Origin of the sequence: Legionella qingyii, assembly GCF_003990155.1 — a bacterium.
In the GTDB taxonomy this organism is placed as follows: domain Bacteria; phylum Pseudomonadota; class Gammaproteobacteria; order Legionellales; family Legionellaceae; genus Legionella; species Legionella qingyii.
The window spans coordinates 30,257-45,934 of the sequence record NZ_RZGX01000002.1 but is presented as its reverse complement, the minus strand read 5'-3'; the positions used below and the strand labels follow the sequence as shown (position 1 = coordinate 45,934).

Below are 15,678 nucleotides of genomic sequence, written 5' to 3'. Positions count from 1 at the left end.
CTCCTTCCACTCGTGATCTAATCACGATTTAGTAGTCCTTAATATGAACTTCTTCAGTTGATTTTCAAATGGCTCAGGTTCAACCCAGTGAAGAAGATCTTTGTTCAATTGAATATATTTATACTGGAAAATACTTTGTTTTGCTAATTCTCTTGTAGCCTGACACAAGTGCTCTTATTAATTTTCAGGATTTGTATTTATTTTTAAATTATGTTTATCAATAAAAGAGGTTGCAATTTTTTCTGATAAAGCTTTTTCACAAAAATAGTTCAAAAGTAAATTAATTTTTTGTTCATCTGCTATGGACTTTGGGGAAATTGCATAAAGATTAATATCAGGTGACGACTCGTGAGGTAATACTTGAATTAGTTTCTCATTTTTTATTTCTTCATAAACTGAAAAATAAGGCGCCCACAAAAGCCCTACATTTGCAACAGCAGCCTGTTTTAAGACACCTGCATTATTGCTTTTAAAATTTCCCGAGACATGAATGATTTTTTTATTAAAAACCCATTTATTTTGCAGGCCATAAAGCGAATTAATCAAACAATTATGTTTTGGTAACTCGTCGATTGTCTGAGGAAGTCCATGTTGGGCAATATAACCTGGTGAGGCAAAGACATTTCTTTGGATCGAGAATAATTTTTTGCAAACCAATTTTGAATGCTTCAGATCTTCGAATGAAATAGCCAGATCAAAGGCAGAAGAATACAGCTCCTTTGTATCAGAGCCCACATTAATATCCAGATAAATCTTAGGATATTGTCGCATAAACTCAATACATAATGAGGTTAAATAGGGAATGGCCGGGGTAACGGTAAGATAGAGTTTAATTGTACCTTTTAATTCAACTTGATCAGGTGTTGCAATTTTCTTGATTAATTCTAATTGCTCGAAAAGCCGTAATGCCTTTTCATACAGCCGATGCCCTGATTCAGTCACAATCAATCGTGTTGTAGAGCGGATAAATAAGGTAACTTTTAGTTCTCCCTCCAACCAAGTTATTTGTTTGCTCAATTTAGAGGGTGATATATATAATTTTTGAGAGGCTTTTGAGAAGCTTTTACAATCAACTGTTGCAATAAAGCCTTTCAAACAAGATAACATATTCATATTTGAATTTTCTTAATTTAACTCTTTTTAAAGTGTATAGACCTATATGACTGTTTTGTAAATCTATATCAAATGATCCACTTATAGTGACAACTGCCATTACAAGTTGTGGGGGGGTGAAATTTAGAGGAGCTAATCCTCCAAGTTTAATAGCTCAGCCTGCATCTGCTCTATTTATATTCCAATGCCCCAACCTCCTTACTGAAGATGTCCCAAAAAATTAGTTCTTGAGGTATAAAATCATTGATGAAAACTTAATTCCCACATGGTTGGTAATCACGATTTTTCTGTTTACAATTCAAAGTCATATAATTATTTATCGCTACTGCGATTCTGATTATTTGTTCGCCTTACATCAAAACCATAAGGACATGGGAAAAATCAGATGAATAAAAAATTAAGTCCCCTGAGTTTACTTTGGATTTCAATTACCAGCATGGTGGGTTCAGGCTGGTTATTTGGTTCTTTATACTCCGCGCAATTTGCTGGCCCGGCAGCCATTATAGCTTGGCCACTTTCAGGTTTTTTACTACTATCTGTTGCCTTATCCTATGCCGAATTAGGTACGATGTTTCCCCAGTCCGATAGTCTGGCTTGCTTACCTTTATATACTCATGGACGTTTAACAAGCGCGATGATGAGCAGCATGACCTGGTTTTCCTTAGCCATCCTCCCAGTAATTGAAACTCAAGGCGTCATTCAATACGCCAGTAATTATATTCCCAACCTGGTAACCCATCATGGTGTGTACTATAGAAATACACCTTTAGGGTATGTACTGTCTTTAGTGGTGTTAATGAGTTTTGTATTGTTCAATTATTTCGGTATTGGTTTATTTGCCCGCATTAATGCAGCATTTACTGCTTGGAAGATAATCATTCCCGCGCTTACCATTGCATGCTTGGTAACCATGAGTTATCACCCAGATAATTTTTTTCAATATGGTGGTTTTATGCCCTATGGTTGGCAGGGGATTATGACCGCCATGTCAAGTGGCGGTGTACTGTTCTCCTTATTGGGATTTAGGCAAGTGATTATCATGATGGGGGAACTTGAAAAACCAGGGCAATACATTCCTCTGATTTTGTGTGGTTCATTATTTTTTACCACATTACTTTACACAGGATTACAATGGTCCTTTATTGGTAGTGTCAGTGAACATTCGCTCGCAAAGGGCTGGGTGAATTTATCGTTTATCGGCGACGCAGGACCATTTGCAGCTCTAGTTGCATTAGCCGGTATGCTTTGGTTAAGTGTTTTATTATACGTCGATGCGTTTATATCGCCCTATTCAACTGGTTTGGTTTATTCAACGACAGCATCTCATATGCTAAGCAGTATGGGCTCAGTTGTTTGCACACCAAAAATTCTTGCCAAACGAAATAAGTACCAAGTGCCCTGGGTTAGTTTAGGAGTAAATTTTTTACTCGCTGCTACAATGTCGCTTGTGCTACATGGATGGCAGGAAATGTCCGCTTTTCTCGTGGCAATATTAATGGTTAGCTACTCCATAGGACCGATAGCACTTGTTTGTTTACGCAAGCAATTACCAAACTATAAAAGGCCGTTTCGTTTGCAAGGTTGTAATCTTATTGCCTTTATCGGATTTTATGTTTGCACGGTTGGCGTTTATTGGGCGGGTTTCCACAGTGTGCGAAAGCTCTTGGTGATTACTATCCTGGGATTAGGGGGAACCATTCTTTATTGCTATATAAAAAACACACATCAAGAACTTGATAGCAAACATGCACTTTGGTTTATATTGTATCTTTTGGGTCTTGGTACTTTCTCTTATTTGGGTAATTATGGTGGCAAACATATCTTGCCTCAATATTGGGACTTAGTGTATTTATTTCTGTTTAGCCTGTTTTTATTTGGTTTCGCTATATTTTCTAGAAAGCCCAGTGCTTTTACCCAAAAATTGGTTATAGAAAATGCGTCCCAATCAGGAAAAAACTAAGACTAAAATCGACTCAGTAATTGTTTCATCGGTTTCAGAGGAACGTATGCTGATTATCTGATCTTGCTCTTAAAAAATGCACTCCGAATGGTCTCAAATTTTTAGATGTGTGTTTACGTATAAATCAGGGTGTTCAATCAAAGTGTGGTCGTCGGGCGAAGCGCCCGACCTTATATGCCTAAGGCTTTTGCCAAATTGGGGCCCCAGTATGTCTATTAAGGCAGGTAATATAAGTTTTTGTTCCTTTACGGTCTTTGGAAAAAATAAAAACATAATCACCTGCAATTTGCCATGATAATATTTTAGCGTGAAAAGGAACATTCCATAAACGGACTCCAGCATATGTGTATGCGGTAACATGATCTTGACTATCAAATGTCGAAATAACCATTACAGAATCAGGGGTTAACTTCATTCGCTCTTGTTGGAAATCATAATCTTCTGTCGGAGCAGCCGAAGCTTGAGTGATTAGGGCCGTGGAAAGTAGTAAGCCAAGCAACATCATTCGAAACAATTTCATATTAAAAACCTCTTGAATGTAAATAAAGGTATACGCTTTCTGATCAACTTTTACATCGGGCGTATAGGATAATTCGATTCAATTCGCGTATCGTAAGAATCCCGGCGGAAAATACAATTATTCTATATTTTTGTAAACTGTTTGAGATGCGAAGCTGGCCGTTTTAAATCGTTAAATAATTATTTGTTGCACTATTCCTAATTTCGAAACAATTACTTTCCAAATTTCTATATTCTCAAAAAAATCAAAATGAATAAAATATGGCACAATAGGGATCTATTTGAATAATAATATGAAAAATAGAACAAAGACACTAAATTTTCTTATTCGAGTGAAACAATTAAGTAGTGCCTCATCTGAGGATAAATAAATTTAGCTTTTCAGGCGTCAGATAAGTATGAAACTTTCCTAAGTTTCTCGGTTTATAAATACCCAATTTGATTTTAAAAGAGGGAATTATTATGTATCAGCCATATGAGTATGTTGTACCTTCCTCTGATCAAACAAAAGACAACAAATACAAAAAATTTGTGCGGAATATAACAGGAAATCCAAAAAATGGGGCGCCAGGCCCTTTTGACGAAAAATTAAATGCTTTTTATTCTGCTTCTGAGAGTAAAAGCTCAATACCATTTGGCACTCTTCCTGATTTGTTAAAAACAAATTTTATTGTAGGGGAAGATCATACTGATAATGCGCCTAAGAATTTTTTAATTCAAAATATGCACAAATTGAAAGAGGCAGGTTATACCACCTTATTCTTGGAACATTTGTATTACGATGACCAGCAAGAGCTTGACGATTATGATCCTGACTCTTCATGGAACGCAAAGAAACAGCAAAAGATGGAAACTCGTATATCTCGTTTAGACATATGCTTTAAACACTGTAATGCTCATGATCTGTATTGCCTATGCAATAAATGTAGTTATTCGACAAAGAATAGTTATTTAGAGTTGGTAAAGGCAGCCAAACACTGTGGTATACGTGTGGTAGGAATTGATACAGAATACACCTATTCCGAACAATATTCCAGAGTCCATATGGAGTATGTTGGTGCCCCAACAGCAAGGACTAAGGACACATTTCGCCTCAAAAGCATGAATTATACTGCCAGTGAAATTATAGAAAATGAAACAAAAGAGCATCCTGGAAAATGGTTTGCTTTAATTGGAGTCAATCACTGCTCTTCATCGGAAGGTGTGATAGCTGTACCGCAGTTAACAGGAGCAGCAACCGTAATTGTGCGCTCCAAAGAAAATCGGTATAAAGCAAAAGTTGAGTTCAATGGAGTGGAGTCCTTTCAAGAACCAATATCATTCGACGAGAAAGAAAAGCGAACTGTAAGTATTCCCTATGCTGTCCGAATTGAGGCTCCTGTTAATCGGTCTACACCTGTTATTCAAGGAACAGTAGGGAAGGCTAAGTATCTCCAAACTCAGTCAAACTTTAGTCAAGGGAAGAGGAACAGTGAGGAAGAGAAAGAACAGTTTATAAAGGAACTTCCTAGGCGCTGTGAAACTCAAATTAAGCGTTTAAATTCCTTAGCTAAAATATGTAACAATCCCGATGCTATGGAGAAAAAGAGAGTTCTGGAAGAAGCACAAAAAATCTTGAATGACGAGGAATTAAGCATAAGCCATAGATTAAGTGAATTTCGTACAATTATTAATGACAACAGAGCTATTTTGACAAAGCCTCATAGCACTATCCCCAAAGATATTATGAAAGGACTGCTGGTTTTTGTTGCGTCTATCCTTTTTGTAGTTCCTGGAATTTTGTTTGGTATACGTTTTTTTAGTCCCCATAGATTAACTACTACAGAGGAGCAAATAGTAAAACCATTAGATGAGTTGATGCCATAAGCAGAATATCCGTATGAGGTATTATTTTGAGCTTTTAATATCTGAATTCAACTCTAATCATTTGAGTAATGATCCATGAATCCACATGTTTTTTTAAATTTTTAGAGGAGCGGGGTGAAAAGGAGGCATTCCTACGCGAGCTGTCAAAATCTAAACCAAGCAGTCAAGCGCTCTTTCATCGATGGCTGAATGGAACGATACGAAAATTGCCAATTGAAGAAAGGCAACATGTGTTTCAATTCCTGACAAAACAGGACTTAGTCACGGTTTGCAAATCCAAATTTAAATGGAGTAGGTATTTTCATGAGTAGTTATTTCATCTGAGTCCTCTTTTGGTGATGGCAGGAATAACATTTGCTTGGAATGGGCTTGAGTATAAATTTTCGGAGCAGGGGGTAAGTATCGCCCAGGCATAGCAAAATACCGAGTAATTTCGGCAAAAAGCTTCTCGTTGCGTGTTGAGGATTCCTGCAATGATTGATTTGCCTCTTCATAAAGAACGATATTTAAACCTATATCTAGATTTTTCACGGCGCTGATTTCTATATAATTATCGTTCACAATTTTCGCAATTTCTTCGATTTTAAAGTTATTTTTTAATAAAATGTCTATCGCCTTCTGAATATTTGAGTGCGAAGAGCACTTATGTATGAAAAGACGCAGTTTATTAAGTGCTTTAAAAGAATTGAATATATTGTCTAATTGGTCTTTCAATTCCTCTTGCTGTAGGCTCTGTTGATTAAATTGATCAATAAGAGTGCTGAATTTGATATTATTTGTCTGAATAATTGCATCATACTCTTTCTTGTTCGGATCCATTAATTGACAAAACACATCATGCATTAAAAAAAGTAACTCTAATCTTTGAGTCAGAATAATAATCGTTTGGGGATCCATCAATTGCAGTTGTCGAATCGCGGTATCATTTGCGGTCTGACTTAAAGTTGACTGTGATAAAGCAGGAAGCACATTATACATAAAAGTTAAAGTGCCCCTATCCTTCACATATCTATTGAGTAATGCAATCATGGTGTGATAATAAGAAAAATACTTCTCATAGTTTTCAGGAAATTTCCCTTGCATGGCATTATTAAGGATATCATTAGTCCAATTAATAGATTGCTGTCGAAGAGCATTGTTCCAAGAGAAATGCGGAGCCAATTGTTTAGTCAATGCATTTAACTGAATAAGACAGTAAGATTGATTATTAAACAATTGCGCAAATTGAGGTAATTGTTGGTACCAAACTTTAGGATTCAACTGCAATTGTTTTTCTAGCTCCTGACGCATTACTTTGACTAGTTCAAGATCAGACTCATTGCTTTCTAACGCTAGTAACGCAGCAATATTTTGTTTGAGAAGTCCTATTTGTGTACATGCTATAGCCTGACTCTGCGTCAATTGTAACGGAATTATCTGCCCCAGCATTTGAAAGCGTATTTGCCAAAGGCCAGGAAGCTTAGGATAATGCTTTCTTAAAGCGGCAGTGAGTTGTTCATGACGTAAGATGAGACGAATACACGCATCAGTGTTGTACTCTTCAAACAACTTAAAATGTAACAGATCGAAAATAAAAGTGCTTTTGATATCCAGACTTTTGATGTTAGACAGCATCATTTTGAATCGTTGGTTTTCTTCGGTGCTTGCAGCAGAACGTAATTCGTTAAATTGATTAAGCCATATTTTCAGCGTTGTCTTTCTTGGTTGTCTATTTTCTTCTTCTGTATCTTGTTCCTTTTTCCTAACTATCTCATCGAGTGGTTGCTCTATCCATTTTTTTAAGTCCTCCGCTGTTTTCTGGTCTGTCTTTTGCTTTTTGGTTGGTGTTTCAAAGAGGGGGGCAGCTGTATTTTCGCGAACTGCATGTAATGCATTTTGAAAAATTGCTAAAGCTTGTTCAGGCTTCATTCTTTGCATTTTATTAGGATGAAGTGTACTTCTAAGTGTATCTGTTAATTGATCTTCGAGTGTTGGCTCAAAATCCATATCGCTGAAGATACCTGTAAAATCAGGACTTTCTGCATGTTCGAGTGCTTTTCTACCATCTCGATGTGGTGCTCCTGCTAGCTCAGCGATACTGACAAATAATGCATATAAATCACTTTGAATATCATAGTGCTTAGGTATTCCATTCATACTCGCAAGTAGCATATCTCTATCCCATACCATTCGATTGCCATAATTTTGTAAGGTCGAGTATTGCTCATCTTTCTTTATTGTTTTGGCTAAGCCCATGTCAATTACGGTGATTGTCCATTCACTATGCCCATCATCTTCATTTTTATTTAATTGAGCCATAATGTTTTCTGGCTTTAGATCACAATGAATTATAGTTCGACCTTCACGTTTTCCGACAGTAACTATTCGATGAATTTGTTTAGGAACCTCCTCTATCAAAGTGCAAGCAAGACTTAGAAACTCCTCACCAGAGAGTTGATCCACATAAAAATCAAGAGTACGTCCAGGAGCACGATTCATATGCAGGTAAGAAAATTGTTCAGTTTTAATTAAGCCATAGCGTATTCCCAAAGTCGGATGTTGACTTCCTAGATATTGTTCTTTATTCGCTACGCGAACCAACCAGTTCGGTTTGTTGGGTTTATCACTCAATGCATTTTGATTAGTATGCATTTGTTTTACTACATAAGAGCCTGATTCATCAAAAACACCTCTGTCTCCTTGAGGAATGATTGACTTGATAACTGGGAAAACGTTGCCAAAGCAGCCTTTATCATCAGAACTAGGTTCAAAAATATCTAAACGTCTAGGTGGTACAATAGAGCGTACTAATGGATCGGCAACGAATTGAAGAACTGGGAGAGTGAGTACATAACGTGATTCTTCCCCAGCTGTTGTCGGTAAAGAATAGACTTCATAAGCGTCTAATGACCCTGGATTAGCTCCATATACTGAATTTATAAGTGCAATAACAATAGGGATATTTTCAGATAAAGTTGGATTAATATAACGAATAGGGTTAGGCATAGCTTTACGCTCAAGAATACATATAAAAACAAGTGATGGTCATGATTATATCATAATGTTTTTATTTAATCTGTTTTGTCTATCTCTTTACCTTAAATTGATCAAAAAAAGACCTTGGATAAAAACTCTGAGAACTAAAGAGAACTTTATGCAAAGGAAAAAGGCGCTTGAGAAAATAAAAGTTAATGACGAAGAACATACGGATGTTGACACTCCAAAATACAACTGATTTTACATGCATAGGTTGGGCCTTGGGCCAACAATTTCTTATAAAATTATAAAAAAATCCGATGTACTCTGGCATGAGTCTTATGTTTGTCGGGCAAGGCCCGACGATTGGGTGGTATATGATAAGAGAAAAAAGCCTCAAATCGGTTTTGTGGCAGGGGCGACATTGTAATGCAGTGAGCAAATGTTACTAATTAGCTATTTTTTGTTATGAACTATTACTTATTTGTGCTCAAACGTTATCATAGAGTATGTTTCAGCTGTGTAATATGGTTCTTGATCCACTTTGTATTCTTTGGCTAACTCGGCTGCTGTTTTATGATCAATGCATTGTATTCCAAGTTTTTGGCATAGAAGAACGATCTCATTTGGTTCAAAAAATGTTTTGAAAGGAGATTTTTTAGTAGCAAACTCATCTAAAGTTTTTTCTAAACAGTTTTCTTTCGCAGATGAGTCTAATTGCTGTGCCCCTGTTTGCATCAGAGTATGCATGTAGTCGAAGGAAATGATTAAATGGCTAAACTTGCTTGATAACTCACGTAAAATTCTTATTACATCCTCTTTTTCGAGGTAGAATGTATTTCCTTCCCATAAAATTAAAGTTGGCTTTGTGAAATCAATGTCATTGTTTGTCAATTCGGCAATTAAATCACCCTTAACATAGTCCAGGCCGATATAAGTGGCATTTTTGTTAATATTTTGTTCGGAATAAATCTGTTCCTTACATTTTAAAATGTGCGGTTGATCTATTTCAAAAAAACGTGCTCCAAATTGCTGGGTATATTTCATTTTACGCACCGGCAGGGTATCAAAGCCGCTACCTAAAATGACGATCTGCTTTACATCTTTGTTTTTGACCGCATCTGATACGGTACGTCTAAAAAAACGGGTTCTAGTCGCTAATGGCAACCACATTCTTTTATCTAGCCTTTGTTCGGCTTCTTCTTTAACTTGCTCATTAGCAAAATTCTGCATTAGGGGATCTTTAAATAAATCCTTTTCTCTTGTACCCTGCTTTTGTGTTAATGTCGGCCAATTTTCTTTAGATTTAGACTCTTTTTTCCAATAATTTGCTAATAAGGAAGTGGTTGCAACATTATTCTCTTTTAAAATTTTTTCACGCATAAAAGCAAGTTCTCTTATTTTAATAGTTCATCTACAATTTGCCTCACACCTGAATAATAAGCGGCATGATCGGCATCTAAATATACAATATTATCGGTAACTTCTCTACTCATACGCAGCTGATCACTTAGGAGTAAGGCCTTATCATACCGGCAAACTAAAGAGCGTTTCGAAATACGAGTAAATTGTTTGCCAATATTGACTGTTTCGGTAAATGGCCGTAAGGGTTGAGGTTGTAATCGAGCCATCGCTTTTTGAGCATCCTTTAGGCTGCAACAGTTAAAAAGAATATTGGCTAAATCCGATGAGGATTGAAGGCGAATTTCTTGCAATGTTTCATCGATGATTAAAAAGGGTGTAAGGTTGTTCGATTCGGATTCTTGTGCTAATGAAAACAGCGATTTCTGGTCTTTCGGAACATAGGCTGCAACAAAAATTAGTTCACGAATCGCATCAGGAATAACCTCAGCAGCTGCCGCGATAACTAAACCAGCCATGCTATGGCCAACTAATGTAACCTGTTCGGGTTGTTGCTTAATTAATTCAACAACACTTTGCACGTAGTCATTAAAACAAATTGAGCTGCTTATTTGATTTTGTACGCCATGACCAGGCAAATTGGGCATGAGTACTTTATGTCCTTTCAAGGAAAGCTCTTTTGCAATAGGCCTCCAACACCAAGAGGCATGCCATGCACCGTGAATTAAGATAAATGTTTGAGCGCTTTGCATAGAATTCCTTAGCGGTATCAGGCTATTAATAATAATTTAATGTTCAATTGGTATAATAGAATTGTAGCGATAAATCTCCTAGGTTATAAATCACATTTTATCGCTACATTACACGTTCTCATCTGCCAATCAATCCTGAACATAGTCTTATTTGACTCCATTTATGGCCACAATTATTTATTACACAATTCATTTGTACCATTTAACAAGCTAACTGTATAATTTGCGCCTAATTGGTTATTTATAGAAGTTTATAAGCTATGTTAGACGGGTTTCAACAACAAGAATTAGAGAAAATTAAAAATGATCCTATGCTTATCAAGGATGCTCCTGAAGAGCTAAAGGCGAATGAAGAATTTATGCTAGAGGTAATACGATTAAGTGCTTTCGCAATGGCTCATGTCGCCCCTGAGCTACAAAATAAAAAAAGTTTCGTGCTAGCCGCTATTGCGCTCAATGGTTGGGCTTATAACTATACGTTAGATAAATGGAGAGACAATGAAAGTGTAACCCGTTTTGCAGTAAGAAAAGATCCCGTTTTTCTTTTTGCTGCTTCAGAGCGATTAATGGCCGATGAGGATTTTAAAACCAATGCACTGAAAATCAACAGCTGGTACCCATGGATAAGACTAAATAAATTTATAAAAAATAATTTTTTTGAAGGGCTTGGCGATACTTTTGCAATAATGTACGGGAATTATGGGATTTTAGAAAAATTGGATGGAAAAGAGTTCGATCCTAATATTTTGAAACATGGATTAATTGATATTACCCTGATCCCGCAATTATCTAACTTTCTAATTAATTACGGAGCACCTACGAAGCCGTGCTACGGCAATCCGTTCAGATATGCCGCAGATAATGAAAAAAGGAAGGATGCCACAATTATTAGAAACATATCCCTTGCTATAGGATTTGGTTTGCAATTTTTAAGATTCGCAATGGCCGCTGCTGCCACTGTAATGGTCCTTCCTATCGTTGCTTTGGTACATATGCTAAAATTTCCTTATACCTATTATTACCAACGCAATTTACTTCAGCTTGAGGGAGTAATCTACGATGCTAGAAACAATGAACCTGCCTCCGAAAAGACGACTTTAGCAGAGTTTATTTCAAGGACTAATTCCAGTTTAAATGATTTATGTGGTTATAAATCCTCGAATATCACCTCTTATTCTTATAAAAATACAGAAGTAGAAACATATGGTTCGGTGCATAGCTCTAGCCCGCTCTTGTTTTTTAAGCCGTTAAATAGTACGAAACCTTCTCAGGTTCGTGCTAAAGAAATAGCGACTGCACTTGAAATAGATGAACAATATGACCCTAATAATTCAAGGGCACGTGCTATTGGCCGATCATTTTACTAATCAATATAAATCAAGCAGTTGGGTCGTTTTGACCCAACAAACAATCTCGGAAAATTCTACAATCGCTCTAGGTAGGTCAAATCTCAGTCAACAAAGTACAAGATAATGCTATTTTGATTAATGATTGCGCTTCAGATTGCTAAAAAATCAGGCAACACCATGGATCCTGCAGTTAAATTACAACACGGGAAATTTTTAGACATATTTGACATGCTCATGGCTATAGAGTTTTCTAACCTGGAAGGAATAGTCATCGAAGATTTTAGTGTCTTTCAAAATAAATCGAAACTTGCTCGCTTAAAGGTTGTGCTAGCGATAAGCTAGTTAGTTTTCGTAGCAGGCTAGAAGCCTTTTCAAATATCACTTTGAATGTTGGGGGAAGTCCTGCTTCATCACCTCAACCAGAAAAAATGAGCTTTAAGTTCTTCAAACGACCAACATCTAGGCATGATGAACGCGATACCAATTTTTTCGGAACGAGGTACAGCTCGCCATATAATTAGAGTGTTGTATGAAATGCCGGTAATACAGGCGCTTTATGTATATGATATTGCAACCGAGAAGAGGCATGGCTGTTGGACGGCATTGATAGACCGGATTTAGGGGGCAGAGAATCTCAGTTAAGCTGCATGTTTGATTCTTCTTGCTTTTGTGGCATTTGAAAATCTTTCTGCTCCGGGAGACTCTTTAATTCTTCCGCCGACGGAAATAATGAACCGCCGGTAAACTCTTGTTTGCTACCATCTGGCCCTGGTTTATAAAGTTTTCCATCACCGTTGGAAAAAGCAATGACTTTATTGGTTTTTTCATCAACCATCAGAAAACTGTTTCCTTCTTTGGCGTGGTCTTGAAAAAATTCGGTCATATCCTTATCTGATTTAAAAGTCATACTTAAATTACCGTCTTTATCTTTCTTGGGAGGGTTTTGTTTGTACCAATCGTCTGAACCCAATTTTTTATCGAACGCTTTAAGAAGTTCATCAGTATTCTCGCTCTGAATTTTTGCAGATCGTTTCTGAGTCTCTGCCAACTGATCCAAAGCAGCACCTATTTTTTTGGCGGGATTTGTTACACTTCCAGACGGTGCTGATAAACTTGGACTATCCTCCATGTTCCTTTGTGCCTCTTGAGCAGATTGTACTTTCTTCTTGTTGTTTTCACAGATTTCTTTGTAGTCTCTATAGGCTTTTTTGCTTGCTTCATCGTTTTCTTCCTTGCTCGCTTTATACTTTTCATAGGTGCGCTCATGGTTTTCGATATACTCTTGGTGACGTTTGTCGTATTCTTCTTCGCTGATCTCTCCTTGTTGATACAGTTCACCATCTTCTTTATGTTTTTCTCTCAGAGCTTCCTGGGTTTTTAGACACTCTTCGTAAGCTTCATCTGATTTGGCATTGTTACTGTCATATGTATTTATATAAGCATCATAGGCAGCTTTATTGGCCGCTTCAAGCGCACTATGAAGTTTTTGAAGGTTGGTGGGCAACTTCATCGCTGTTTTTAATTTTTCTTCAAGCTCCCATTGTAATATTTCATATTCTGCTAAAGATTTTTTACGAAGCTCTTCGTCTTTTTCTAATGTCATGATTTATATCGAATGTGATTTACATGATAGAATTATAGACAATAATTTTGTGTAATACGTGCCTCAGATTGGTCTTATTTAAGTATTCATCGCGACATTAAATCAGGACTTTTATCGATAAAGTGGGCATCTGAACATGATTTTAGCAACAAAAAACTTGGCGAATGAGTAGAATTCAATTTGTTGGGTCAGAATGACCCAACCTACCTGCTAGGGCGTTGTAGGGGATAAGAGCTAAAGATTAAAAAGCCCGAAGACCCCTAACACTACTGTCTACGTTTTACATTGTATTCACTAGAGGTTGGGATGTCGGGGCATCATAATCATAAATGCCTCTATCTTTTAATGCGGTAGATGCTCCCCGTGTTAACATTACCACAGCAGATATTGGTAATAAGATAAGATCTATTATTACTTGACAAAAGTCTTGAACCATATAGTTTGTTGCATCAAAAGCCCAGGAGGATAGGGAATCAGAGCCAGTTATCTTGCCAATGTTTTCTACACCCACTAATATTGCAACCACTCCTAATACGATCGTCGGTATAGTTACAATTAGCATAGGATCAAATATAATCATTCCGAGGAAAGCTGCAGATATAAAGGTATGACGAGCACAATACATATACTCTGCAGGCGACTCATAAGGCTTGAAAAACATTTGTCCCCATGTATAAGGACTTTGTGGAACGAGAGTATCTGAGAGTAGATGATTCTTAATCGCTTTTTGTGAACCGGTCAGATACCCTATAGAAATTTTATTGAACACTTTTTTTCCTCATTATTTCTACACGGTGGGCCGTTTTACATTATTTTAAAACTCTTATCAAGACATTGTAGCGAGAGGTGGCGGAAGAATTTCCATCTTTTAGGGCGTCTGGTCTACACCTACATGTTCAACACCCCCGTATTTTTTGCTTCATCATGTTCAGGTCTTTTTTTAGGAGCTTGAAAAATGCTGTTTCTCGGTTTACTCAAAGTCAGTCTGGTAGGTAATTCTGTTTTAGAGCTGTCTAGTGTGGTGAAAATATTAGCGGCTCGAATCTGTGCAAATTCTTTAAACAATTGAGTATTAATAAAGACCATAGCCCTTTTTTCAACGAGAGGATATTCTTTCTTAAATTCGATAGCACCTCGTAGCATTAAGTTTAGAGTTTCTCTTTTATAAATACTAAAATAAATTTTTTTAATTGTATTGTGGCTCTCGTAGATCTGGACACATGCATGATTAAAATCAACGATAGCCTTGGGGATTTTATTATTTTTTCTGAGTCTTTTATATTGTTTTTTTGTGGGTACAATACTTTGTTCTGTGAGTATTTTCAAAGCATAGGCATAATTGATTTGTTCACTACCTGAGTATTTTTTAGGAGGAGCGTTTGGGGGTTGATTTCCTCGATGCAATAATAGTTGTCGAAGATGTTTTTCCAGTGTACGCAAAGTGGGTCTATGTTCTGGCTTTGGGGCTAAACATAATTGAATAAGACGGTTGATATCCGCTGAAGGCTTTAATACAGATCGCATCATAGAACCCAAAGCGTAAACATCCATACTTTTTTGGGCAGATATCGGCGTTTGTGACCAGCATTCTGGTGCAATTTGTGTATATTTTTTTCTTTTTGCTATGAGCTCTTCGTTAGTGTTTACAACAAAGATATCTGGGTTGAGTAGCCTATCTTTCTTTACAGAAATACCTCCATCAAGTAAATAACTTTTACCCGAGTTGATGTCATAATGGATATTATCCGCTTTTAGATCCAGAACAATATATCCCTTATTATGACAATCTTTTAATGCTTCAATTGCAGAAATAAAAAGTTTTATTTGTTGCCTTTTGTTCGTTAAACGCAGCGCCTCATAGGGTACGCCAACAATATAGGGAAGAACCAGGCGATAAGTATCCTCTCGTTCTATTAATTCAATATTTTGTTTCGGATAAAGAGTCTTGAAAAATTTATATTTATTATAAACTTCAATAAAATCAATATCATCCTTATTTTTAGGCTTTAGAACCACAAGTGAGCTATGACCCTCAGCAGATTTAAATTTTCGTGCTTTGGCGTATGTTCCTGAGCCAATGCTTTTTTCTGGATAATATTGTGTTTCCCCTTCACTTTCGTAACACGATTCCTCAGAGTTATCATCATCATGAAATTTATAATTTTTTGGCATAATCCTTGCCCTATCATCCCTGAATAC

At 36.7% G+C, this 15,678-nt stretch carries 12 protein-coding genes; 4 read left to right on the top strand and 8 right to left on the bottom strand.

Annotation, left to right across the window (positions count from 1 at the left end):
- Nucleotides 1-177: 177 nt before the first annotated feature.
- Complete coding sequence (locus tag ELY20_RS01565; RefSeq protein ID WP_110141121.1) at nt 178-1,113, bottom strand: LysR family transcriptional regulator; 936 nt, start codon at nt 1,111-1,113, stop codon at nt 178-180.
- Between the two features lie 385 nt (nt 1,114-1,498).
- On the opposite strand from ELY20_RS01565, the gene ELY20_RS01560 reads away from it, so the two are divergent.
- The gene (locus ELY20_RS01560; protein ID WP_110141122.1) at nt 1,499-3,073 is read left to right on the top strand and encodes an APC family permease; all 1,575 of its coding nucleotides are present in this window, start codon (nt 1,499-1,501) and stop codon (nt 3,071-3,073) included.
- Between the two features lie 178 nt (nt 3,074-3,251).
- On the opposite strand, the gene ELY20_RS01555 is transcribed toward ELY20_RS01560, so the two are convergent.
- A complete protein-coding gene (locus ELY20_RS01555) occupies nt 3,252-3,593 on the bottom strand; it encodes a hypothetical protein (RefSeq protein WP_110141123.1) in 342 nt (113 codons plus the stop codon).
- Nucleotides 3,594-4,054: 461 nt separating this feature from the next.
- Here ELY20_RS01555 and ELY20_RS01550 point away from each other — a divergent pair, with 461 nt between their 5' ends.
- Entirely contained in the window at nt 4,055-5,458 is a 1,404-nt protein-coding gene (locus ELY20_RS01550) for a membrane-targeted effector domain-containing toxin (RefSeq protein ID WP_110141124.1), read from the top strand.
- 282 nt (nt 5,459-5,740) lie between these two features.
- On the opposite strand, the gene ELY20_RS01545 is transcribed toward ELY20_RS01550, so the two are convergent.
- The 3 genes from ELY20_RS01545 to ELY20_RS01535 form a co-directional block, all read right to left on the bottom strand.
- The gene (locus ELY20_RS01545) at nt 5,741-8,443 is read right to left on the bottom strand and encodes a protein kinase domain-containing protein (protein ID WP_110141125.1); all 2,703 of its coding nucleotides are present in this window, start codon (nt 8,441-8,443) and stop codon (nt 5,741-5,743) included.
- A 450-nt stretch (nt 8,444-8,893) separates the two neighbouring features.
- The gene (locus ELY20_RS01540) at nt 8,894-9,796 is read right to left on the bottom strand and encodes a class I SAM-dependent methyltransferase (protein WP_110141126.1); all 903 of its coding nucleotides are present in this window, start codon (nt 9,794-9,796) and stop codon (nt 8,894-8,896) included.
- Between the two features lie 14 nt (nt 9,797-9,810).
- On the bottom strand, nt 9,811-10,527 hold the full coding sequence (locus tag ELY20_RS01535; protein WP_110141127.1) for an alpha/beta fold hydrolase: 717 nt from the start codon (nt 10,525-10,527) through the stop codon (nt 9,811-9,813).
- Between the two features lie 260 nt (nt 10,528-10,787).
- Here ELY20_RS01535 and ELY20_RS01530 point away from each other — a divergent pair, with 260 nt between their 5' ends.
- Nucleotides 10,788-11,894 carry a DUF4116 domain-containing protein gene (locus ELY20_RS01530; protein ID WP_110141128.1) on the top strand — a complete coding sequence of 369 codons (1,107 nt, stop codon included), beginning with the start codon at nt 10,788-10,790 and terminating at the stop codon, nt 11,892-11,894.
- Nucleotides 11,895-12,014: 120 nt separating this feature from the next.
- The gene (locus ELY20_RS01525) at nt 12,015-12,218 is read left to right on the top strand and encodes a hypothetical protein (RefSeq protein WP_110141129.1); all 204 of its coding nucleotides are present in this window, start codon (nt 12,015-12,017) and stop codon (nt 12,216-12,218) included.
- A 292-nt stretch (nt 12,219-12,510) separates the two neighbouring features.
- Here the strand turns inward: ELY20_RS01525 and ELY20_RS01520 are convergent, their stop codons facing one another.
- The 3 genes from ELY20_RS01520 to ELY20_RS01505 all read right to left on the bottom strand — a co-directional run bounded on the left by ELY20_RS01520 (nt 12,511) and on the right by ELY20_RS01505 (nt 15,651).
- Nucleotides 12,511-13,479: a hypothetical protein gene (locus ELY20_RS01520; protein ID WP_110141130.1), complete on the bottom strand. Its 969-nt coding sequence runs from the start codon at nt 13,477-13,479 to the stop codon at nt 12,511-12,513.
- A gap of 280 nt (nt 13,480-13,759) precedes the next feature.
- The gene (locus ELY20_RS01510) at nt 13,760-14,248 is read right to left on the bottom strand and encodes a hypothetical protein (RefSeq protein WP_110141131.1); all 489 of its coding nucleotides are present in this window, start codon (nt 14,246-14,248) and stop codon (nt 13,760-13,762) included.
- 119 nt (nt 14,249-14,367) lie between these two features.
- Nucleotides 14,368-15,651: a protein kinase domain-containing protein gene (locus tag ELY20_RS01505; RefSeq protein WP_110141132.1), complete on the bottom strand. Its 1,284-nt coding sequence runs from the start codon at nt 15,649-15,651 to the stop codon at nt 14,368-14,370.
- Nucleotides 15,652-15,678 lie beyond the last annotated feature (27 nt).

Bases quoted from the DNA above. Each gene is read 5' to 3' on its own strand.
- ELY20_RS01565 (WP_110141121.1), bottom strand. From the start codon at position 1,113: ATGAATATGTTATCTTGTTTGAAAGGCTTTATTGCAACAGTTGATTGT.
- ELY20_RS01560 (WP_110141122.1), top strand. From the start codon at position 1,499: ATGAATAAAAAATTAAGTCCCCTGAGTTTACTTTGGATTTCAATTACC.
- ELY20_RS01555 (WP_110141123.1), bottom strand. From the start codon at position 3,593: ATGAAATTGTTTCGAATGATGTTGCTTGGCTTACTACTTTCCACGGCC.
- ELY20_RS01550 (WP_110141124.1), top strand. From the start codon at position 4,055: ATGTATCAGCCATATGAGTATGTTGTACCTTCCTCTGATCAAACAAAA.
- ELY20_RS01545 (WP_110141125.1), bottom strand. From the start codon at position 8,443: ATGCCTAACCCTATTCGTTATATTAATCCAACTTTATCTGAAAATATC.
- ELY20_RS01540 (WP_110141126.1), bottom strand. From the start codon at position 9,796: ATGCGTGAAAAAATTTTAAAAGAGAATAATGTTGCAACCACTTCCTTA.
- ELY20_RS01535 (WP_110141127.1), bottom strand. From the start codon at position 10,527: ATGCAAAGCGCTCAAACATTTATCTTAATTCACGGTGCATGGCATGCC.
- ELY20_RS01530 (WP_110141128.1), top strand. From the start codon at position 10,788: ATGTTAGACGGGTTTCAACAACAAGAATTAGAGAAAATTAAAAATGAT.
- ELY20_RS01525 (WP_110141129.1), top strand. From the start codon at position 12,015: ATGATTGCGCTTCAGATTGCTAAAAAATCAGGCAACACCATGGATCCT.
- ELY20_RS01520 (WP_110141130.1), bottom strand. From the start codon at position 13,479: ATGACATTAGAAAAAGACGAAGAGCTTCGTAAAAAATCTTTAGCAGAA.
- ELY20_RS01505 (WP_110141132.1), bottom strand. From the start codon at position 15,651: ATGCCAAAAAATTATAAATTTCATGATGATGATAACTCTGAGGAATCG.